Origin of the sequence: Mycolicibacterium grossiae, assembly GCF_008329645.1 — a bacterium.
GTDB classification, from domain to species: Bacteria; Actinomycetota; Actinomycetes; order Mycobacteriales; family Mycobacteriaceae; genus Mycobacterium; species Mycobacterium grossiae.
On the sequence record NZ_CP043474.1, the window covers coordinates 3442191 to 3463252 of the forward strand.

Annotated in this window: 24 protein-coding genes; 17 read left to right on the forward strand and 7 right to left on the reverse strand. The window is 71.8% G+C overall.

Going from position 1 to position 21062, the window contains the following annotated elements:
• Positions 1–19 precede the first annotated feature (19 nt).
• The gene (locus FZ046_RS16555) at positions 20–688 is read left to right on the forward strand and encodes a VOC family protein (RefSeq protein ID WP_099045815.1); all 669 of its coding nucleotides are present in this window, start codon (positions 20–22) and stop codon (positions 686–688) included.
• An 11-nt stretch (positions 689–699) separates the two neighbouring features.
• Positions 700–2469, forward strand: coding sequence for a proline--tRNA ligase (locus FZ046_RS16560; protein WP_070351718.1), 1770 nt, complete (start codon positions 700–702; stop codon positions 2467–2469).
• 7 nt (positions 2470–2476) lie between these two features.
• On the opposite strand, the gene FZ046_RS27945 is transcribed toward FZ046_RS16560, so the two are convergent.
• Positions 2477–2953 (reverse strand): ferritin-like domain-containing protein, encoded by a 477-nt coding sequence (locus FZ046_RS27945; protein WP_070351739.1) that lies wholly within the window; start codon positions 2951–2953, stop codon positions 2477–2479.
• A gap of 113 nt (positions 2954–3066) precedes the next feature.
• Positions 3067–3582, reverse strand: coding sequence for a hypothetical protein (locus FZ046_RS27950; RefSeq protein WP_070351719.1), 516 nt, complete (start codon positions 3580–3582; stop codon positions 3067–3069).
• A 153-nt stretch (positions 3583–3735) separates the two neighbouring features.
• On the opposite strand from FZ046_RS27950, the gene rimP reads away from it, so the two are divergent.
• The 7 genes from rimP (at position 3736) to FZ046_RS16605 (ending at position 11483) form a co-directional block, all read left to right on the forward strand.
• A complete protein-coding gene (gene rimP, locus FZ046_RS16575; protein ID WP_070351720.1) occupies positions 3736–4308 on the forward strand; it encodes a ribosome maturation factor RimP in 573 nt (190 codons plus the stop codon).
• Entirely contained in the window at positions 4305–5345 is a 1041-nt protein-coding gene (nusA, locus tag FZ046_RS16580) for a transcription termination factor NusA (RefSeq protein ID WP_070351721.1), read from the forward strand. The genes rimP and nusA overlap by 4 nt, the downstream gene beginning before the upstream one ends.
• Before the next feature lie 140 nt (positions 5346–5485).
• Positions 5486–5743, forward strand: coding sequence for a YlxR family protein (locus FZ046_RS16585; RefSeq protein WP_246182801.1), 258 nt, complete (start codon positions 5486–5488; stop codon positions 5741–5743).
• Between the two features lie 98 nt (positions 5744–5841).
• A complete protein-coding gene (gene infB, locus FZ046_RS16590; protein WP_149484275.1) occupies positions 5842–8637 on the forward strand; it encodes a translation initiation factor IF-2 in 2796 nt (931 codons plus the stop codon).
• Positions 8638–8673: 36 nt separating this feature from the next.
• The gene (rbfA, locus tag FZ046_RS16595; protein WP_070353302.1) at positions 8674–9201 is read left to right on the forward strand and encodes a 30S ribosome-binding factor RbfA; all 528 of its coding nucleotides are present in this window, start codon (positions 8674–8676) and stop codon (positions 9199–9201) included.
• Positions 9176–10171, forward strand: coding sequence for a DHH family phosphoesterase (locus FZ046_RS16600; protein WP_070353301.1), 996 nt, complete (start codon positions 9176–9178; stop codon positions 10169–10171). Before rbfA ends, FZ046_RS16600 begins: the two co-directional genes overlap by 26 nt.
• Positions 10164–11483 (forward strand): MATE family efflux transporter, encoded by a 1320-nt coding sequence (locus FZ046_RS16605; protein ID WP_070353300.1) that lies wholly within the window; start codon positions 10164–10166, stop codon positions 11481–11483. Before FZ046_RS16600 ends, FZ046_RS16605 begins: the two co-directional genes overlap by 8 nt.
• 15 nt (positions 11484–11498) lie before the next feature.
• Here FZ046_RS16605 and FZ046_RS16610 read toward each other — a convergent pair whose 3' ends face one another.
• On the reverse strand, positions 11499–12257 hold the full coding sequence (locus tag FZ046_RS16610) for an enoyl-CoA hydratase (protein WP_070353299.1): 759 nt from the start codon (positions 12255–12257) through the stop codon (positions 11499–11501).
• Positions 12258–12326: 69 nt separating this feature from the next.
• Here FZ046_RS16610 and FZ046_RS16615 point away from each other — a divergent pair, with 69 nt between their 5' ends.
• Both FZ046_RS16615 and FZ046_RS16620 read left to right on the forward strand, forming a co-directional pair.
• Complete coding sequence (locus FZ046_RS16615) at positions 12327–12605, forward strand: DUF2277 domain-containing protein (protein WP_070353298.1); 279 nt, start codon at positions 12327–12329, stop codon at positions 12603–12605.
• Positions 12606–13154 carry a DUF1802 family protein gene (locus FZ046_RS16620; protein ID WP_070353297.1) on the forward strand — a complete coding sequence of 183 codons (549 nt, stop codon included), beginning with the start codon at positions 12606–12608 and terminating at the stop codon, positions 13152–13154. It abuts the gene before it with no gap.
• On the opposite strand, the gene FZ046_RS16625 is transcribed toward FZ046_RS16620, so the two are convergent.
• The gene (locus FZ046_RS16625) at positions 13143–14789 is read right to left on the reverse strand and encodes a CocE/NonD family hydrolase (protein WP_070353318.1); all 1647 of its coding nucleotides are present in this window, start codon (positions 14787–14789) and stop codon (positions 13143–13145) included. The two genes, FZ046_RS16620 and FZ046_RS16625, sit on opposite strands and share 12 nt — an antisense overlap.
• Positions 14790–14841: 52 nt before the next feature.
• Positions 14842–15426 carry a DUF3558 domain-containing protein gene (locus tag FZ046_RS16630; protein ID WP_070353317.1) on the reverse strand — a complete coding sequence of 195 codons (585 nt, stop codon included), beginning with the start codon at positions 15424–15426 and terminating at the stop codon, positions 14842–14844.
• A gap of 141 nt (positions 15427–15567) precedes the next feature.
• On the opposite strand from FZ046_RS16630, the gene FZ046_RS16635 reads away from it, so the two are divergent.
• From FZ046_RS16635 to FZ046_RS16650, 4 genes are read left to right on the forward strand one after another with little or no spacing between them, the layout of a single operon-like run.
• Entirely contained in the window at positions 15568–16539 is a 972-nt protein-coding gene (locus tag FZ046_RS16635; RefSeq protein WP_070353296.1) for an ACP phosphodiesterase PptH, read from the forward strand.
• A complete protein-coding gene (gene pptT / locus FZ046_RS16640; protein WP_070353295.1) occupies positions 16539–17216 on the forward strand; it encodes a 4'-phosphopantetheinyl transferase PptT in 678 nt (225 codons plus the stop codon). Before FZ046_RS16635 ends, pptT begins: the two co-directional genes overlap by 1 nt.
• A 47-nt stretch (positions 17217–17263) precedes the next feature.
• The gene (truB, locus tag FZ046_RS16645; protein ID WP_246183056.1) at positions 17264–18121 is read left to right on the forward strand and encodes a tRNA pseudouridine(55) synthase TruB; all 858 of its coding nucleotides are present in this window, start codon (positions 17264–17266) and stop codon (positions 18119–18121) included.
• A gap of 10 nt (positions 18122–18131) precedes the next feature.
• Positions 18132–18323, forward strand: a complete 192-nt coding sequence (locus tag FZ046_RS16650) for a hypothetical protein (protein ID WP_070353293.1) — start codon at positions 18132–18134, stop codon at positions 18321–18323.
• A 33-nt stretch (positions 18324–18356) separates the two neighbouring features.
• On the opposite strand, the gene FZ046_RS16655 is transcribed toward FZ046_RS16650, so the two are convergent.
• Together FZ046_RS16655 and mntR are read right to left on the reverse strand one after the other, a co-directional pair.
• Complete coding sequence (locus FZ046_RS16655; RefSeq protein ID WP_070353292.1) at positions 18357–18788, reverse strand: type II toxin-antitoxin system Rv0910 family toxin; 432 nt, start codon at positions 18786–18788, stop codon at positions 18357–18359.
• 50 nt (positions 18789–18838) lie between these two features.
• Positions 18839–19543 (reverse strand): manganese-binding transcriptional regulator MntR, encoded by a 705-nt coding sequence (mntR, locus tag FZ046_RS16660; RefSeq protein WP_070353291.1) that lies wholly within the window; start codon positions 19541–19543, stop codon positions 18839–18841.
• 80 nt (positions 19544–19623) lie between these two features.
• Between mntR and FZ046_RS16665 the strand changes: the two genes are divergently transcribed.
• Both FZ046_RS16665 and rpsO read left to right on the forward strand, forming a co-directional pair.
• Complete coding sequence (locus tag FZ046_RS16665) at positions 19624–20607, forward strand: bifunctional riboflavin kinase/FAD synthetase (RefSeq protein WP_070353290.1); 984 nt, start codon at positions 19624–19626, stop codon at positions 20605–20607.
• Between the two features lie 101 nt (positions 20608–20708).
• Positions 20709–20978: a 30S ribosomal protein S15 gene (gene rpsO / locus FZ046_RS16670; RefSeq protein ID WP_011894874.1), complete on the forward strand. Its 270-nt coding sequence runs from the start codon at positions 20709–20711 to the stop codon at positions 20976–20978.
• The last annotated feature ends 84 nt before the right edge of the window (positions 20979–21062 follow it).

Genomic DNA, 21062 nt, shown 5'->3' on the forward strand with positions numbered 1-21062 from the left:
CCCTGAGATCATCGAGGGCATGACGCGGCAATCGACGTCCGACGCCGTCGACCCCCTGGGATGGCGGCTCGTCCTCGGGGTGCTCGTCACCCACGTCCCGGTCGGCTCGCTGACCGACGCCGCGCGCGTCGCCACCGCAGCCGTGGACGCCGCGGGTGCCGAGGGCCCCGGTCACCTGACCGCCGAGCTGTTCGCCGACCGCGTGGTGCTGCGGCTGCAGGACGTCGCCGTCGGTGACGTCACCGCGACCGACGTCGCGCTGGCCCGGCGCATCACCGACGCCCTGGGCGGCATCGGGTCGGCGACCGTCGCCGGGGACGCGGTGGCGCCGCAGACCCTCGAGATCGCGATCGACGCGTCCGACATCGCGCGGGTGCGGCCGTTCTGGCAGGCCGTCACCGGATACGTCGACGAACCCCACCCGGCCGACCTGCCGCCGAACGCACTGAGTGACCCGCTGCGGCGCAGTCCGACGATCTGGTTCCAGCAGATGGACCCGCCGCGCGGCGGACGCAACCGGATCCACCTCGACGTCGACGTGCCGCCCGAGCGCGTCGCCGCGCGCATGGCGGCCGCGCTCGCCGCCGGCGGCAGGCTGGTGTCCGACGCTGCGGCGCCGTCGTTCTGGGTGCTCGCGGACCCGGAGGGCAACGAGGCGTGCCTCTGCACGTGGCAGGGGCGTGACTAAGGTAATCGCCTGTGATCACCCGCATGTCCGAGCTGTTCCTGCGCACGCTGCGCGACGATCCCGCCGACGCGGAGGTGCCCAGCCACAAGCTGCTCATCCGCGCGGGCTACGTGCGGCCGATCGGCCCGGGCCTGTACAGCTGGCTGCCGCTGGGTCTGCGGGTGTTCCGCAAGATCGAGAACGTCATCCGGGAGGAGATGAACGCGATCGGCGGGCAGGAGATCCTGTTCCCGGCGCTGCTGCCGCGCGCGCCGTACGAGGCGACGAACCGGTGGACCGAATACGGCGACGGCCTGTTCCGGCTCAAGGACCGCCGCGGCAACGACTATCTGCTCGGGCCCACCCACGAGGAGCTGTTCGCGCTGACGGTCAAGGGGGAGTACTCGTCCTACAAGGACTTCCCGCTGCGGCTCTACCAGATCCAGACCAAGTACCGCGACGAGGCGCGACCCCGCGCGGGCATCCTGCGCGGCCGCGAGTTCGTGATGAAGGACTCCTACTCCTTCGACGTCGACGAGGGCGGCCTCAAGGACGCCTATCACGCGCACCGCGAGGCGTATCAACGCATCTTCGCCCGGCTCGGCATCGACTACGTCATCGTCTCGGCGGTGTCGGGCGCGATGGGCGGCAGCGCGAGCGAGGAGTTCCTGGCCGAGAGCGAGATCGGTGAGGACACCTTCGTGCGCTGTCTGCAGTCGGGGTACGCCGCGAACGTGGAGGCGGTGCTGACCCGGGTCCCGGAGTCGCAGCCGATCGACGGCCTCCCCGACGCGGTGGTCCACGAGACCCCGGACGCGCCGACCATCGCCACCCTGGTCGACTGGGCCAACTCCGCGGACCTGCCGAGCTTCGCGGGCCGCACCGTCACCGCCGCCGACACGTTGAAGAACGTGTTGCTCAAGGTGCGTCAGCCGGGCGGGGAGTGGGAACTGCTGGCCGTCGGCGTGCCCGGTGACCGCGAGGTCGACGAGAAGCGGCTCGGCGCCGCCCTGGAGCCCGCCGAGTACGCCCTGCTCGACGACGCCGACTTCGCCGCCAACCCGTTCCTGGTCAAGGGGTACGTCGGGCCGAAGGCGCTGCGCGACAACGGCATTCGCTATCTGCTGGACCCGCGGATCGTCGACGGCACGGCCTGGATCACCGGCGCGGACGCGCCGAACCAGCACGTCGTCGACCTCGTCGCCGGACGCGACTTCCACGGCGACGGGACGATCGAGGCGGCCGAGGTCCGCGACGGCGATCCGTCGCCGGACGGTGCCGGTCCATTGGTCAGCGCCCGCGGCATCGAGATCGGTCACATCTTCCAGTTGGGCCGCAAGTACACCGACGCATTCACCGTCGACGTCCTCGGCGAGGACGGCAAGCCGGTGCGCCTGACGATGGGGTCCTACGGCATCGGGGTGTCCCGGCTGGTCGCGGTGATCGCCGAGCAGCAGCACGACGACCTCGGGCTGCGCTGGCCCGCCGCGGTGTCGCCGTTCGACGCGCACGTCGTGATCGCCAACAAGGACGACGACGCCCGCAGCGGCGCAACGGAACTCGCCCGTGCGCTCGACGGCCTGGGCCTCGAGGTGCTGCTCGACGACCGCAAGTCCTCGCCCGGCGTGAAGTTCAAGGACGCCGAGCTGCTCGGCGTTCCGTGGATCGTCGTGGTCGGCCGCGGGTGGGGCAGTGGCGTGGTGGAGCTGCGCAACCGGTTCACCGGTGAGAACCGGGAGATCGCCGTCTCCGACGACATCGCCACCACCGCCGCCGAGATCGCCGCCAACCTGCGCGGCTGACGCCGAGCTACTCGCTGCCGCCCGGGAACGCGACCGTGACCGGGGTGACGCCGAGCACCGCGCGCCACTTCGCCGCGGTCACGGCGGCCTGCGTCAGCGCGGCGACGGCGACGGCACGGTCCTCCGACGTCGTCGCCTGCTCCAGGACTGCCCGCCAGGCGACCGCGCCGTCCTCCTCCATCCGCACCGCCAGCGTCGCCGCGGCGGTGGGATCGTCGACGTCGATCGGGATCTGGTAGCCGACCGCGGGCAGCGGTGGCGTCGCGTTGCGTGCCTCGAGGAGGGCGATGCCCTCCTCGCGCTGCGCGCGGTGGGTCCGCAGGGCCGCCGACACCAGGTCGTTGACGTCCGGCGTGGAGTGCGCGGACACCAGGCCGTAGCCGTAGATGACGCCGTGCTCGGTGGCCACGGCGTCGAACAGCGCCGCGTCCGGCCCGTCGGCGGGCCGGTTCGGGTCGGGGGTCGTGGTGGCCGTGCTGGTGATCGACGGCGTGGTGATCGACGGCGTCGGATCGTTCGCCGTGGTCGTCGGCGCCGTCGACGAGCCCGGTGCGGGGGACGGCCCGGGGCGGGTCGTGCCGGTGGGGTCGGGCGACGTCACGAGCCCACCAGGGCGACGGTGGCGGCGGCGGTGCAGGCCGCGGCGATCGAACCGAGCAGGCCGGCGGCGTACCCGGTCTGCCCGGCCGCCGCGGTGGCGGCGGCATCGGCGGACTGCTGCAGCGCCAAACGCGCCGCATCCTCGGTGGGTGCGGGCGGGGCGGAGGCGGCCGAGGTCGAGGACCCGGTCGAAGTGGTCGTCGAGGTCGTCGGCGCGGTGCTGGGGGACTGACCGGTCACGCGGGTGATCTCGTCGGCCAACGCGTCGGCGTGGGCGGTGCGCTGGCCGGCGATCGCGGTCAGGGCGCCGGCCACGGGCGGGCGGGCCGTCGCGGCCGCGCCGGTGGCGAGCAGGCTGTCGGCACGGGCCCGTTCGAGCTGGTCGGTCAGGGCGCTGACGTCCGGCGGGGGCGTCTTCGCGGCGCAGGCGGTCGAGGCGCTGCCCAGCAGGGCGAGGGCCGCGGCGCCGAACAGGACGTGCCGCCTGCTGACGTGGAGGGAGGCGCTCGGCACATCGACATCCTGCCATCCCGGGTCGGCGTTCCCGGCCGACGAGGGGCTCTGGCGTTCCGGATTGGGGCGTCGAGCACTGGCGTATCGTTGACACTCGATCCCGGCGCCCCCACCAGGGGCGTCGACCGTACAACTCAAGACGAGGAGCTCGCCGTGGCATCGGACGTCCCGCTGCGGTCCGCACGCCTGCCGTCGCCGCCCGAGGTGACGGAACTGCTCGAGGGCGAGTTCGCGCGTGGGGGCTACGTGATCGAGGACGTCACCGTGCAGGCCACGTCGCGGCCGCCGCGCGTCGTCGTCATCGCCGATCCCGACGACGACCACGACGGCGACCTCGACCTCGATGCGCTCGCGGAACTGTCCCGCGTCGCCTCCGAGGTGCTCGACCGCCAGGACGACGCGGTGGGCGGCTATGCGCCCTACGTCCTCGAGGTCACCTCGCGCGGCGTCGACCGGCCGCTCACCGTGCCGCGCCACTTCCGCCGTGCCCAGGGCCGCCGGGCCGACGTGGTCCTGGCCGACGGTGCGCGGCTGCAGGGCCGGCTCGGAGCGCTGTCCGACGGTGCGGTCGATCTCGTCGTCAGCGAGGGCGGTCGGGGGAAGTACACGGTCCGGCAGCTGGCGCTGGCGGAGATCACCTCGGCCGTCGTCCAGGTCGAGTTCTCACCGGCCAACCGGCGGGAGCTGGAACTGGCGGGCGTCAAGGGAGAGGAGTCAAGCGGATGAACATCGACATGGCTGCACTGCATGCGATCGAGGTCGACCGCGGCATCGCGGTGGACGAGTTGCTCGAGACCATCAAGACGGCGCTGCTCACCGCCTACAAGCACACCGAGGGGCACGAGGCCGACGCCCGCATCGACATCGACCGCAAGACCGGCGCGGTCAAGGTGATGGCCCGCGAGACCGACGCCGAGGGCACGCTCATCCAGGAGTGGGACGACACCCCGGAGGGCTTCGGCCGCGTCGCGGCCACGACGGCGCGCCAGGTGATGCTGCAACGCTTCCGCGACGCCGAGAACGAACGCATCTACGGCGAGTTCTCTGCACGCGAGGGCGACATCGTCGCGGGCGTGGTGCAGCGCGACGCCCGGGAGAACGCCCGCGGCAACATCGTGGTGCGGCTGGGCACCGAGGCCAAGGGGTCCGAGGGCATGATCCGGCCCGCCGAGCAGGTGCCCGGCGAGCAGTACGGGCACGGCGACCGGCTGCGCTGCTACGTCATCGGCGTGACGCGCGGCGTCCGCGAGCCGCGCATCGAACTGTCCCGTACACATCCGAACCTGGTCCGCAAGCTGTTCTCCCTGGAGGTCCCCGAGATCGCCGACGGGTCGGTCGACATCGTCGCGGTTGCCCGCGAGGCCGGGCACCGCTCGAAGATCGCCGTGGCGTCGCGCATGCCGGGGCTCAACGCCAAGGGCGCCTGCATCGGCCCCATGGGGCAGCGGGTGCGCAACGTCATGAGCGAGCTGTCCGGCGAGAAGATCGACATCATCGACTACGACGACGACCCGGCGCGCTTCGTGGCCAACGCGCTGTCCCCGGCCAAGGTGGTCTCGGTGACGGTGATCGACGAGGCGGCCCGCGCCGCCCGCGTGATCGTGCCGGACTTCCAGCTGTCGCTCGCGATCGGCAAGGAGGGGCAGAACGCGCGGCTTGCGGCCCGCCTCACCGGGTGGCGCATCGACATCCGCAGCGACGCCGACTCCGCGGACGCCCCGTCGGCGCCCAGAGCCGCAGGCGGTGCCCGTCGCGACGGGTGAGACGACACGCGTTTTCGCCAGCGGTAACGGTGTGGCTAGACTGAACCGTGATCCAGCGCGAGCCTCCAGCCGCGACGCCCGCACGTACCGATCGGCCCTCGGGCCCGGTGCGCACGTGTGTCGGGTGCCGGAGGCGAGAGTTGGCCGTCGACCTGCTTCGCGTGGTCGCCGAGGAGGACGGGAACGGTGCGTGCGCCGTAACCGTTGACTCGGCGGGTAATCTGCCGGGGCGGGGTGCGTGGCTGCACCTCGACCAGCAGTGCCTGGACGCGGCGCTCAAGCGGCGAGCCTTCACTCGGGCGCTGCGCATCACCGGTCCGCCGGACACCTCCGCGGTGGTCCAGTACTTCGTCGCCAGACGCGAGGACTGCGATCAACCACGGCAACAGAACAGGTAGCGAAGAACATGAGCACACCGTGAAGTCCCGATGACCATGCGTCATAGCTAAACCCGAGGCGCGGCCCACCACCGCTGTGCCTCCAGACAGGAGATGTAGTGGCAGGTAAGGCCCGCGTACACGAGTTGGCCAAGGAACTCGGTGTCACCAGCAAGCAAGTCCTCGCTCGACTGAGCGAGCAGGGCGAATTCGTCAAGTCGGCGTCGTCCACCGTCGAAGCCCCCGTCGCGCGCCGTCTGCGCGAGTCCTTCGGGGCCGGCAAGTCCGCCAAGCCCGCGCCGTCGTCCGGCAACGGATCGTCGGCGCCGTCGGCGGCCCCCAAGCCCGGCGGCCCGCGTCCCGGTCCCGCACCGTCGCCCGCGCCTGCCGCCCCCGCGGCGAGCGCTCAGGTCACCGGCGGCCCCAAGCCCGGCGCCCCGCGCCCGGCGGCGCCGGCACCGCAGGCGCCCCCGGCTCCCGCTGCTCCGGTCAGTCCGGCAGCCGCGGCGCCATCGGCCCCGTCCGCACCGCCCGCCGGTGACGCACCGCGCCCGGCCGGACCGACGCCCGGTCCGCGACCCGGTCCCGTGCCGAGCGCGCCCAAGCCCGCCGCGCGAACCCCCCGCGTCGGCAACAACCCGTTCTCCTCGCAGCAGCCGGTCGAGCGGCCGGCGCCGCGTCCCGCGCCCGGCCCGGGCGGTCCGCGTCCCGGGGCACCGCGCCCCGGCGGCGGACCCCGTCCCGGCGTCACGCCCGGCAACATGCCGCCGCGTCCGCCCGGCGCCCGTCCCGGTGCGATGGGCCGGCCCGGTGGGCCGCGCCCCGGTCCCGGCGGTCGTCCCGGTGGCGGCGGCGGTCGTCCCGGTGGTCCCGGTGGCGGCGGCGGTGGTGGCAACTACCGCGGTGGCGGTGCCGGTGGTGGCGCGGGTGCGCCCGCGGGCGGTGGCTTCCGCGGTCGTCCCGGCGGCGGCGGTGGCCGTCCCGGCCAGCGCGGCGGTGCCGCCGGTGCGTTCGGTCGTCCCGGCGGCGCGCCTCGGCGCGGTCGCAAGTCGAAGCGCGCGAAGAGGGCCGAATACGAGAGCATGCAGGCGCCGGTCGTCGGTGGCGTGCGGTTGCCGCACGGCAACGGCGAGACCATCCGGCTGGCCCGCGGCGCGTCGCTGAGCGACTTCGCCGACAAGATCAACGCCAACCCGGCCTCGCTGGTGCAGGCGCTGTTTAACCTGGGCGAAATGGTCACCGCGACGCAGTCGGTGGACGATTCGACGCTGGAACTGCTCGGCAACGAGATGAACTACGTCGTGCAGGTCGTGTCCCCGGAGGACGAGGACCGCGAGCTGCTCGAGTCCTTCGACCTCACCTACGGCGAGGACGAGGGCGACGAATCGGACCTGCAGGTCCGCCCGCCGGTCGTCACCGTCATGGGTCACGTCGACCACGGCAAGACGCGACTGCTGGACACGATCCGCCAGGCCAACGTCCGCGAGGGCGAGGCCGGCGGCATCACCCAGCACATCGGCGCCTACCAGGTCGAGGTCGGCCTCGACGGCGACGAGCGCCTGATCACCTTCATCGACACCCCGGGTCACGAGGCGTTCACCGCCATGCGTGCCCGCGGTGCGAAGGCCACCGACATCGCGATCCTGGTGGTCGCCGCCGACGACGGCGTCATGCCGCAGACGGTGGAGGCGATCAACCACGCACAGGCGGCGGACGTGCCGATCGTGGTGGCGGTCAACAAGATCGACAAGGAGGGCGCCGACCCGGCCAAGATCCGCGGTCAGCTCACCGAGTACGGCCTGGTGGCGGAGGACTTCGGTGGCGACACCATGTTCGTCGACATCTCGGCCAAGCAGGGCACCAACATCGAGGCGCTGCTCGAGGCGGTCGTGCTGACCGCCGACGCGGCACTGGACCTGCGGGCGAACCCCGACATGGAGGCCCAGGGCGTCGCGATCGAGGCGCACCTCGACCGTGGCCGCGGTCCCGTGGCGACCGTGCTCATCCAGCGCGGCACCCTGCGGGTCGGCGACTCAATCGTCGCCGGCGACGCCTACGGCCGCGTCCGTCGCATGGTCGACGAGCACGGCGAGGACGTCGAGGAGGCGACCCCGTCGCGGCCGGTGCAGGTGGTCGGCTTCACGTCGGTACCGGGCGCGGGTGACAACCTGCTGGTCGTCGACGAGGACCGCATCGCCCGCCAGATCGCCGACCGGCGCAGCGCGCGCAAGCGCAACGCGCTGGCCGCGCGCAGCCGCAAGCGGATCAGCCTGGAGGACCTGGATTCGGCGCTGAAGGAAACCAGCCAGCTGAACCTGATCCTCAAGGGCGACAACGCCGGTACGGTCGAGGCCCTCGAGGAGGCCCTGCTCGGCATCGAGATCGACGACGAGGTGGAACTGCGCGTCATCGACCGCGGTGTCGGCGGCGTCACCGAGACCAACGTCAACCTGGCGTCGGCCTCGGACGCGATCATCATCGGCTTCAACGTCCGCGCGGAGGGCAAGGCCACCGAACTGGCCAACCGCGAGGGCGTCGAGATCCGCTACTACTCGGTGATCTACCAGGCAATCGACGAGATCGAGAGCGCGCTGAAGGGCATGCTCAAGCCGGTCTACGAGGAGCGCGAACTCGGCCGTGCCGAGATCCGTGCGATGTTCCGGTCGTCGAAGGTCGGCAACATCGCGGGTTGCCTCGTCACGTCGGGCATCATGCGGCGCAACGCGAAGGCCCGCCTGCTGCGCGACAACATCGTCGTCGCGGAGACCGTCACCATCCAGTCGTTGCGACGGGAGAAGGACGACGTCACCGAGGTGCGCGACGGATACGAGTGCGGTCTCACGTTGAGCTACAACGACATCAAGGAAGGCGACGTGATCGAGGCGTACGAGCTGGTCGAGAAGGCCCGCACGTAGCGATGGTCGCCTCCGCGAAGGACAGGAGCGAAGGCGATGGCTGATCCCGCACGGGCCAAACGGCTCGCCAAGCGGATCTCGACGGTGGTCGCCTCGGCGATCGAGTACGAGATCAAGGACCCGCGCTTGGCCGGGGTCACCATCACCGACGCGAAGGTGACCAACGACCTGCACGACGCCACGCTGTACTACACGGTGCTGGGTCGGACGCTGGACGACGAACCCGACTACGTCGGGGCGGCTGCGGCGCTGGAGAAGGCCAAGGGCGTGCTGCGCACCAAGGTCGGCGCCGCGACCGGCGTCCGGTTCACGCCGACGCTGGCGTTCCAGCGCGATACCGTGCCGGATGCGGCGCACCGGATGGAGGAGCTGCTGGCGCGGGCGCGGGCGGCGGACGCCGACGTGGCACGCATTCGTCAGGGAGCGACGCCCGCCGGCGAGGCGGACCCGTACCGTGTGACCGGGGGAGAGGAATCCGACGAACGGCCACGTGCGGGCTCGGACGGCGGATTCGACGACTTCGACTCCGAGGACACCGGTGACCGCGATCGATCCGACGACTGAGGCGCTCGACGGCCGCGTCGACGCCCACGGGGCGGCCGCGCTGCTCGCGCGGGCGTCCCGCGTCGCCGTCGTCTGTCACGTCTTTCCCGACGCCGACACGATCGGCGCCGGACTGGCGGTGGCGCTGGTGCTGGAACGGTCGGGCAAGTCGGTGCAGGTGAGCTTCGCCGAACCGGCCGAGCTGCCCGAGTCGCTACAGTCGCTGCCGGGCGGTCACCTGCTGGTGACGCCCGACGAGGTGCACCGCGACCCCGACCTGGTGGTCACGGTGGACATCCCCAGCGTCAACCGGCTGGGCACGCTGGCCGGGTTGGTGCAGCCGGGCCGCGAGGTGCTGGTGATCGACCATCACGCGTCCAACCAATTGTTCGGCACCGCCAATTACGTGGATCCGTCGGCCGATTCGACCACGATGCTGGTGGCCGATCTGCTGGACGCCTGGTCCCAGGACATCGACGTGCCGGTGGCGCACTGCCTCTACGCCGGGCTCACCACCGACACCGGATCGTTCCGCTGGGCGACGGCGCGTGCGCATCGGCTGGCGGCCCGACTGGTCGAGCTGGGCGTCGACAACGCCTCCATCAGCCGGACGCTGCTCGACACGCATCCCTTCGCGTGGCTGCCGATGCTGTCGCGGGTGCTGGCGACGGCATGCCTGGTGCCGGCCGCGGTCGGCGGACTCGGCTTCGTCTACGCCGTGGTGCCGCATCAGGAGTGGGCCAACGCCCGCCCGGAGGAGGTGGAGAGCATCGTCGACATCGTGCGCACCACCTCCCAAGCGGAGGTGGCTGCGGTGCTCAAGGAGATCGAGCCGCAGCAGTGGTCGGTGTCGATGCGCTCCAAGTCGGCCGTCGACCTCGCCGCGGTCGCGAGCGGATTCGGTGGCGGCGGCCACCGGCTGGCCGCGGGCTTCTCCGCGACCGGCCCCGCCGACGACGTGGTGAAGGCGCTGGAAGCGGCGCTTGGCTGACGCGTCGCCCCCTGCCACCGGCCGGCGGATCGCGGGTCTCGCGTTCCCCGCGCTGGGCGTGCTCGCGGCCGAGCCGCTGTATCTGCTGTTCGACCTCGCCGTGGTGGGCCGGCTCGGTGCGTTGGCCCTCGCCGGTCTGGCGATCGGCGGGTTGATTTTATCGCTGGTGGCGTCGCAGCTGACGTTCCTGTCCTACGGGACGACGGCGCGATCGGCGCGGTTCTTCGGCGCCGGTGACCGCGGCGCGGCCGTCACCGAGGGCGTGCAGGCGACGTGGCTCGCCGTCATGCTCGGGCTGCTGATCGTCGCGGTCGTGCAAGCCGCGGCGGTGCCGGTGCTGGCGGTGATCGCCGATGGTGGCGACATCGCGGCCGAGGCGCTGCCGTGGCTGCGGATCGCCGTCGTCGGCGCGCCGGCCATCCTCATCTCGCTGGCCGGCAACGGCTGGATGCGCGGCGTGCAGGACACCGTCCGGCCGCTGCGCTACGTCGTGCTGGGCTTCGCGGTGTCGGCGGTGCTGTGCCCGGTGCTGGTGTACGGCTGGCTGGGGCTGCCGCGGCTCGAGCTGGCGGGCTCGGCGGTCGCCAACCTCGCCGGTCAGTGGCTGGCCGCGCTGCTGTTCTGCCGGGCACTGCTCGCCGAGCGCGTGCCGCTGCGCCTCGACGTGCGCATCCTGCGCGCGCAGGTGGTCATGGGCCGTGACCTGCTGGTGCGGACGCTGGCGTTCCAGGCGTGCTTCGTATCGGCCGCCGCGGTCGCCGCCCGATTCGGCGCCGCCGCCGTCGCGGCCCACCAGGTGGTGCTGCAGCTGTGGAGTTTCCTTGCGCTGGTGCTGGATTCGTTGGCCATCGCCGCGCAGTCGCTGGTCGGCGCGGCGCTCGGCGCGAGCCAACTCGACCACGCCAAGTCCGTGGCCCGGCGCGTCACCGTGTTCTCGACCGCGGCGGCCGCGGCGCTCGCCGGCGCGATCGCCGCGGGCGCCGCAGTCCTGCCGACGCTGTTCACCAGTGACCGCTCGGTGCTCGACGCGATCGGCGTGCCGTGGTGGTTCCTGGTGGCGCAGCTCCCCGTCGCGGGCATCGTCTTCGCGCTCGACGGGGTGCTGCTGGGTGCCGGGGACGCCCGGTTCATGCGCAACGCCACCCTCGCCAGCGCGTTGGTCGGCTTCCTGCCGTTGATCTGGCTCTCCTTGGCGTTCGGCTGGGGCCTGGCCGGCATCTGGTCGGGCCTCACCACCTTCATGGTGCTCCGGCTGATCTTCGTCGGCTGGCGTGCGCTGTCCGGCCGGTGGCTGGTGGCCGGGACGTCCTGACCGCCTGACCGACCCTCAGCGCACCTGCGCGCGGCCGCGTTCCAGTACGGCCGAACGGCTCTCGGCGACGTCGTCACCGCTGGTCTCCCGCATCCACTGCGTGGCGGACTGCGCCTCGATCCACAGCGCAGCGCCGGTCTGCTGCTCGTCGATGCGGTGATAGGACTCCAGCAGGGCCCGCACGGCGCGCTGGTTGTTGCCGACGATCGACGCGGCGACCGCGCGGGCGGCGGCAGGCAGCTCGTCGTGCGGTACCACCTCGGTGACTAGACCGGCGCGTAGTGCATCCTGCGCCGAGAGGTAGTCACCGGTGAGGCTCATCCGCCGGGCGAGGCCGACGCCCACCTTCTGCGGCAGGCGCACCGAGAGCCCCCACGTCGGGAGCAGGCCGACGCGGGCGTGAGTGTCGGCGAACCGGGCGCGATCGGAGGCGATCAGGATGTCGCAGTACAGCGCCAGCTCCAGGCCGCCGGTGACCGCGGCGCCGTTGATGGCGCCGATGACGGGCGTGCGCATCGACGGCCACTTGGGCGAGATGTCGGGAAGCTCGGTGGTGTCACCCAGCTCCTTGAGGTCGAGGCCCGCACAGAAGACCGGGTCGGCACCGGTGAGGATGACGACGTCGACCTCGTCGTCGGCCTCGGCCTCGCGCAGCGCGGCGTAGAAGCGGCTACGCAGCTCGGAGGACAGGGCGTTGCGCGCCTGCGGTCGGTTCAGCGTCAGGGTGCGGACGCGGTCGGTGGTCTCGATCAGCAGGACGGAGGAGTCGGCCATCGCATCACCGTAGTCACCGGCTGTCGCGAGCCCGCCGCGGCGCCGCCCGTCGGCACCTATGGTTGACCCATGTGCCGGAACATCACCGAGCTGCGCGGGCTGGAGCCCGCGGCGTCCGACGAGGAGATCGAGGCCGCCGCGCGTCAGTACGTCCGCAAGGTCAGCGGCGTCACGCGGCCCACCGCGGCGAACGCCGAGGCGTTCGAGGCGGCGGTCGCCGAGGTCACCGCAAGCACGATGCGGCTGCTGTCCGCACTGCCGCCGCGCAGACAGCCACCCAAGACGGTGCCGCCGTTGCGCCGTCCCGAGGTGCGCGCGCGCATCGCGGCGAAGGCCGCCGGCGCCTGAATGGGGACGCCCGCGCTCAAGGAGTGGAGTGCGGCCGTGCACGCGATGCTCGACGGCCGCCAGACGGTCCTGCTCCGCAAGGGCGGCATCGGCGAGAAGCGCTTCGAGGTCGACGCCACGGAGTTCGTCTTCTTCCCGACCGTCGCCCACGGCCACGCCGAACGCGTGCGTCCCGAGCACCGCGACCTGCTGGCGGCGTCCGCGCCCGACAGCACACAGACCGCCGTGACGATCCGGGCCGGCGCGCGGGTGGTCGCGGCGGTACCCGTCGACCGGCCCGACGGCCTCGACGCGATCGCCGACACGCACATCTGGACGTCGGCGTCGGTGCGCGCCGACCGGCTCGACTTCCGGCCCCGCCACCGCCTGACGGTGCTGGTGGTGGCGGTGCGTCCAGTGCTCGCCGTCGAGACGCTGGTGCGGACCGACGCGTACGCCGGCTGCACCAGCTGGGTCGAGTTGCCGCTGCGTCCCCGGTGGGGCGACCCCGTCCACGACGATGCGGCGCTGGCCGACGTCGCGGCCCGGGTGCGGGCGTCAGTCGCCTGACGAATCGACCACTGGCAGAACGAGTTTCGAGCCGTCTCCGTGGTGGATGGTGTGCGTGGCCGGTGCCATCCGGGTCCCCGTCGCGGTGGGTTCACCGGTGCCGAGGTTGCGTGCGAAGCGCGGATGCGAGCCGCCCGCGACCAGCAGCCGAATCCGCGATCCGGCGCGGAAGCGGTGCGCGACGGCGTCGAGGTCCAGCCGGACGGCCCCGGACGTCGCGACGTCGGTGGGAAGCCTGCGGAACCCGTCGCTGACGTTGCGCGAGCGCCCCGTGGCGTCCACCTCGCTGACCCGGACGAACAGGTCGTTGTGCGGGTTGTCGCAGGAGTGCGTCAGCTCGACCGCGGGCGTGCCGAGCACGTAGAGGTCCTCGCTCAGGGGTGCGCCGGTGAACTCGGCGACGTCGCCGCGCAGGGCGAGCCGGCCGTCGTCGCGGTAACCGCCCTGCGGGGACAGCAGTCGACCCCCGACGGTCGGGGTGGGGTCCGAGGGGTCGAAGGTGAACGACGACGTGCCGTCGCCCGGCGATTCGGACGAGAGTCCATGTGCCGGAGCGGGATACAGCACGTGGTCGGTGGCGGCCGGGGGCCAGTCGGGGAGGTCCACCCAGCCGCTCTGGTGCACGTGCGCGCGGACCCGGGCGCGTGGCGGTGCCGGCCGGTTGCGCAGATGCTCGTCGAGCCAGTGCAGCGACTCGCGCAGCACCGTCGGAGCACCCTTGGTCATCACCTGCGCGTGCGTCCAGGAGCCGACGGTCAACGCCGTGGGGACGCCCCGGTCGCGGAGGTGGGCGTACTGGGCGAGGGTCTGCTCGAGGAACAGGTCCTGCCACCCGCCGAACAGCAGCACCGGCACGTCGACGCGGTCCAGTGCGGCGCCCAGGCTCACGGTCTTCCAGAATTCGGGGTTGGTGGCGGGCTCGGTGATCCACGACTCCCACCACGGCGCGCCCGTCGCGAGCAGGGCGCGCCCCGCGGCGCCCAGCGGCGCTTCGCCGGCGGCGCGGGCCACCACCCGGTTGGCGCTCAGCTGCCGGCGCACCATCGCCAGGCGGCCCGGCTCTTCCTGGTGGGACACCATGTTGCTCCAGCCGAGGAAGTCGTTGACGGTGAACGCGCCGGTGCCCCAGGTGGCCGCGCTGAAGTCGTGCGGCCCGACGGTGATGATCGCGGCCTTCAGTTCCGGTGGCGGGTCCATCAGCAGCGCCCACTGCGTGTAGCCGAGGTAGGACAGTCCCATGGTGGCGAACGAGCCGGTGAACCACGGCTGCTCGCGCAGCCAGGCGACGGTGTCGGCGCCGTCGTTCACCTCGTCGACCATGGGGGCGAACTCGCCGCCGGAGCCGAACGTGCCCCGGACGCTCTGGAACAGCACGTGGTAGCCGCGGGCGGCGTACACGCTGCCGAACAGCGCGGAGAACGGGAAGCGGCGTCCGTACGGGGCGCGGACCAGCACGGTGCCCGCCGACCGGGACGCCACCGCGGATCCGGCGGCCGGGGCGTAGAGGTCGGCGACGAGATCGACGCCGTCGCGCATCGGGACGCGCAGTCCGCGCCGAACGGTGACCTCGGCGGTCGGGGCGGGGATGTTCAGCAGCCGGGCGAGGCCGCGCGTCACGCGGGCGGAGGGAGGCACGGACACCGAGCGTACGCAGGCCGGGCGCCGGCGCGTGCGTCGAACGCGATGCTCAGAACGTGTAGTAGGGCACCAGTTCGTTGGCGCGCTGCAGGTTGGTCTGCAGGCAGTCCACGTCGTTCGCCGAGTAGGTCGGCGCGTAGAACAGCGACTGCTGCAGGACGCCGTAGCTGGTCTTGAAGGCGATCATGCAGGTGACCCACCAGCGGTCGTTCCAGTCGGTGGGCTTCATGATCCAGAACTGGGCGGCGCGGTGGCCCTGGATGTCGAGTTCGACGGCGTCGGCGGGCAGCGTCTGCTCGTAGGTGCGCCACACGAACGCCTCGACGGCCATCTGGTAGTTGCCGGCGTCGTAGTGGCAGCGCAGCCCGTCCTCGGGGATGGGCGGGGTGAAGCCGAGCCCGATGCGGTCGATGACGTCGAGCGGGATTTCCTTGCACGGGTCGAAGGGGCTCGGATCGACGGTCTCGACCACCGGCCACTTGATGCTCGAGGAGGCGCCCGTCAGCGGCAGCGAGGTGGACCGCAGCTCGACGGGGCCCTGTTGGCGGCCGGAGAGCGGGTCGGTCTGCACCACCAGGACCACCGCGGTGACCAAGGCGCACGCCGCGGCGAGCAGGCGCAGGGTGGCGGTGATGCGCATGTCAGTGACGTCCCTCGCGGTCGGTGGCCATTGCGGGGAGTGTACAAGTCCGCGTCGGCGCGCCGGACGGTAAACGAGAACCTGTTCTAGTTGCCAGGTGAGGCGGTCGCCGGTGCGCAAGTACGCTGGTCGGTTGTGTCCGCTTCGTTCGAACCACCCCGGGAGCACCGGCACCCCACCCTGTGGGCCGTCAGCGATCTGCACATCGGTCACACGGGCAACAAACCGGTCACCGAGTCGCTGTATCCGGCCACGCCCGACGACTGGCTGATCGTCGCCGGCGACGTGGCCGAACGCACCGACGACATCCGCTGGTCGCTCGACCTGCTGCGCAAGCGCTTCGCCAAGGTGATCTGGGTGCCCGGCAACCACGAGCTGTGGACCACCGCCAAGGACCCGATGCAGGTGTTCGGCCGGTCCCGGTACGACTACCTGGTCACGATGTGCGACGAGATGGGCATCGTCACCCCGGAGCACCCCTATCCGGTGTGGAACGAGGGCGGTGGCCCGGCGACGATCGTGCCGATGTTCACGCTGTACGACTACAGCTTCCTGCCGGAGGGGACCGCGACCAAGGCCGAGGGCCTGGCGGTGGCGCGGGAGCGCAACGTGGTCGCGACCGACGAGTTCCTGCTGTCGTCGGAGCCGTATGCCACCCGCGACGCGTGGAGCCGCGACCGGGTGGCGGCCACCCGCAAGCGCCTCGAGGACCTCGACTGGATGACGCCGACGATCCTCGTCAACCACTGGCCGCTGGTGCGCGACCCCTGCGATGCCATGTTCTACCCCGAGTTCGCGCTGTGGTGCGGCACGACCGCGACGGCCGACTGGCACACCCGCTACAACGCACTGTGTTCGGTCTACGGTCACCTGCACATCCCGCGCACCACGTGGTACGACGACGTGCGGTTCGAGGAGGTGTCGGTGGGTTACCCGCGAGAGTGGCGGCGGCGCAAGCCCTATCGGTGGTTGCGCCAGATCCTGCCCGACCCGCTGTATCCGCCGGGATACCTCAACGAGTTCGGCGGGCACTTCCAGATCACGCCCGAGATGCGGGAGAACGCCCAACGCATCGAGCAGCGCATCAAGGATCGGAGGTTCCGGTGATGGCGGCTCGACTGTTGTCCGGCGTGCTGCCCGACGTCGTGGTGGCCGCCGAGGTCTACGCCGATCCGGAGGGGCTGTCGCCGCTGCCCGAGGAGGAGCCGCTGATCGCACGGGCGGTGGCCAAGCGCCGCAACGAGTTCGTCACCGCCCGGTACTGCGCACGGCAGGCGCTCGGCGAACTGGGCCTGCCCCCGGTGCCGATCCTCAAGGGCGAGAAGGGCGAGCCGCGCTGGCCCGACGGCATCGTGGGCAGCCTCACGCACTGCGAGGGCTTTCGCGGCGCGGTGGTCGGCCGGGCCGGTGACGTGCGGTCGGTCGGCATCGATGCCGAGCCGCACGACGTGCTGCCCAAGGGCGTCCTCGACGCCATCAGCCTGCCCGCCGAGCGCGCCGAACTCGGCACGCTGCCCGGCGGCCTGCACTGGGACCGGGTCCTGTTCTGCGCCAAGGAGGCGACGTACAAGGCGTGGTTCCCGCTGACGCACCGCTGGCTGGGTTTCGAGGACGCACACATCGCGTTCACGGTGGACGACGGTGCCGAGTCCGGCTCCGGTGCCGGGTCGTTCGTCTCGCGGATCCTGATCGACCCGGCCGCCGAGTTCGGACCACCGCTGGAGACGCTGCGCGGGCGGTGGTCGGTCCGCGACGGTCTCACCCTGACCGCCATCGTGCTGTGAGTTCTCCACCGCAGCCGGGGATCGTCGTCGTCGACAAGTCCGGCGGCATGACGAGCCACGACGTCGTGGGGCGGTGTCGGCGGCTGTTCGGCACCCGCAAGGTAGGCCACGCCGGCACACTCGATCCGATGGCGACCGGCGTGCTGGTCGTCGGGATCGAACGCGCCACCAAGATCCTGGGGCTGCTCACCGCGACCGACAAGTCCTATGCCGCCACCATCCGGCTCGGTCAGACGACCTCGACCGAGGACGCCGAGGGCGACCTGCTGCAGGCGGTTCCCGCCGGCGACGTCACCGAGACGGCGATCGAGGCGGCGGTGGCAGCGCTGCGCGGTGACCTCGACCAGGTGCCGTCGGCGGTCAGCGCCATCAAGGTCGATGGCCAACGCGCCTACGCGCTGGCCCGCGAAGGGCGTCCGGTCGACCTGCCTGCGCGGCGCGTGCGGATCGACCGGTTCGACGTCGTCGCGGTGCGGCGAGCGACGGACGTCACCGGCGTCACGGACGTCACCGACGTCGACGTCGAGGTGGATTGCTCATCGGGCACCTACGTGCGCGCCCTGGCGCGCGACGTCGGCGCAGCGCTCGGCGTCGGCGGCCACCTGACCGCCCTGCGCCGCACCCGCGTCGGCGGCTTCACCCTCGACCATGCGCGCACGCTCGAGCAGCTGGCCGACGCGCCCCGCCTCGCCCTCACCCTGGACGAGGCGTGCCTCGCGTCGTTCCCGCGGCGCCCGTTGTCCGATGCCGACGCCGAGTCCGCCCGGCACGGACGCGCGCTCGCCGCGGCCGGACTGGCGGGGACCTACGCGGCGACCGCGCCGTCGGGCGAGGTGATCGCCCTGCTGCGCGACGACGGCGCCCGGACGAAGTCGGTGGTCGTCATCCGGCCGGCGACGCTGTAGAACCGCAGGAGTGAAGGGCGACATCCTCTACTCGCCCGAGACGAGTGCGCTGCTCTTGGCGATGACCGCGGTGCAGTGCGCACGCGGGGTCCCGCCGCGCGAGGCGCTCGACCGGGCGCATGACCTGTGGCGTGCGCACGACGGCACGTCGTGGGAGTTCGCGGAGCTGGCTGCGCTCGTCGACGAACTCGGCACTGCCTGAGGAGCCCCGTGCCACGGCGACGTTCGCCCGTGGTCAGGCGTACAGCTCCTCGAAGGTCTTGATGGAGCGTTCGATGTCGCCCTTGACCGCGCGGGCCGCCGCCATCCCGATGGGCCCGAAGAGCGGGGCGCCACCGAGGTCGATCTTCACGCTGAACGAGCAGCCCTGCTTGGCCGGGGTCACCTTCATCGTCAGCTTGTACTTCGTCCCGCCGACGCCGTCGCCGGTGATCTCGAGGAGCTGCGGCGGGTCGAGCTTCCGGATCGTCCACGTGACCCGGTTGCGCATGCCCTTCGCGCCGGCGACACCGACCACGGTGGTGCCCACCGTCAGTTCGTCGGGCAGTTCCGAGCGCCAACCGTCGTGCATCGACAGCCAGTCACCCATCGAGGACAGATCCGACGCGTGCGCCCACGCCTCGTCGGGGGACAGGGCCAGGGTGCGGGACAGCTCGACTTTCGCCATGGCGGGATCGTAGGCCCGCGACCGCGTACCCGGAGGGGATCCTCGGAGGCTCAGCCCACCACCCAGATCGCCTCGGCGGCCGGGCTGCCGAGGTCGATGGTCGTGGCGTCCACCTCGCCGGCGGACCCGGGACGCTCGACGGCCACCGAGATCATCCCGGCGAAGTCGCGCCGCGCCAGGACGCGCACCCGCGAGTCCAGGCTGATGCCGACGCTGTCGAAGTAGCGCAGCATCTCCGGGTCGGCGTCCGAGATGCGCGCGACGGTGCCCGCATCGCCGTCGTTGCACACCGACAGCTGCCGCGCGGGCGGCGTGGGCACCTTGCCGTCGGCCGCCGGGATGGGGTCGCCGTGCGGATCGCGGGTCGGGTAGCCGAGCTTGGCGTCGATGCGGTCGAGCATCCGGTCGCTGACGGCGTGCTCGAGGATCTCCGCCTCGTCGTGCACCTCGTCCCAGCCGTAACCCAGCTCGTTGACCAGGAACGTCTCCATGAGGCGGTGCCGGCGCACCATGGCCAGCGCGGCGCGCCGGCCGGCGTCGGTGAGCGTGACGGCGCCGTACTTCTCGTGGTCGACCAGGCCCTGATCGGCGAGCTTGCGGATGGACTCGCTCGCGGTGCTCGCCGAGACCCCAATGCGCTCGGCGAGCATCTTGGTGCTGACCTTCTCGTGGGACCACTCCTGCGCGGTCCAGATCGTCTTGAGGTAGTCCTGAGCCACCGACGACAGCTCGCGGGGGTTCGCGTCAGGGCTCACGGAAGAGAAGTTTAGGCATTCGTCACCTCGACGGGGGATCCAGCGACACCCGGCGTCCCCGCGCGCCGTAGGCTTGGCCCGTGCAGCGCTGGCGGGGTCAGGACGAGATCCCCACGGACTGGGGCAGGTGCGTCCTCACCATCGGGGTGTTCGACGGGGTGCATCGTGGACATGCCGAGTTGATCAACCATGCCGTCAAGGCGGGGCGTTCGCGCGGGGTGCCGACCGTGTTGATGACGTTCGACCCGCATCCCATGGAGGTCGTCTTCCCGGGCAGCCACCCGGCGCAACTGACGACGCTGACCCGACGCGCGGAACTGGTCGAGGAACTCGGCGTCGACGTCTTCCTCGTCATGCCGTTCACCACGGACTTCATGAAGCTGACGCCCGAGCGCTACATCCACGAGCTGCTGGTGGAGCGGCTGCACGTCGTCGAGGTGGTGGTGGGGGAGAACTTCACGTTCGGCAAGAAGGCCGCCGGCAACGTCGAGATGCTGCGCAAGGCGGGCGAGCGGCTCGGCTTCGCCGTCGAGGCCCTGCGGCTCGTCGCCGAGGTGACCGAGCACCAGCGCGATGAGTCGGTGACGTTCTCGTCCACCTACATCCGGTCGTGCGTCGACGCCGGGGACATGGTGGCGGCCACCGAGGCGCTCGGGCGCCCGCACCGCGTCGAGGGCGTCGTCGTGCGCGGTGACGGCCGCGGCCGCGGGTTGGGCTATCCCACCGCCAACGTCGCCCCGCCGATGCACTCGGCGATCCCCGCCGACGGCGTCTACGCCGCGTGGTTCACGGTGCTCGGGCACGGTCCGGTGATGGGCACCGTCACCCCCGGCGAGCGGTACCAGGCGGCGGTCTCGGTGGGCACCAACCCGACGTTCTCCGGCCGGACCCGCACCGTGGAGGCCTTCGTCCTCGACACCGATGCCGACCTGTACGGCCAGCACGTCGCCGTCGACTTCGTGGCGCGGGTGCGCGGGCAGGAGAAGTTCGACTCCGTCGACGACCTGGTCACCGCGATGGCGGGCGACACCGAGCGCGCGCGCACGATTCTCTCCGCGTCCTGATCGGCTGTTAGACTCTCCGGCGGTCTGGCGTGCGCTGCAGTCTGCGGCGGCCGCGCCGAGAACCGTCTCATCCCGCGGACTGAAACAGATGGAGTTGATTCATGGCGCTCACCACTGAGCAGAAGAAGGAAATCCTCGGCCAGTACGGCCTGCACGACACCGACACGGGTTCGCCGGAGGCCCAGGTGGCGTTGCTGACCAAGCGCATCTCCGACCTCACCGAGCACCTCAAGCAGCACAAGCACGACCACCACTCGCGTCGCGGTCTGCTGCTGCTCGTCGGCCGTCGTCGCCGGCTGCTCAAGTACGTCGCGCAGGTCGACGTCGCGCGCTACCGCTCGCTGATCGAGCGGCTCGGCCTGCGTCGCTGACCGACGGCACCCGTCCAGACGGCCGCCGACACCACGTGTCGGCGGCCGTCGGCGTGTCGGGGGCGTGTCGTGCGCCGGACCCGG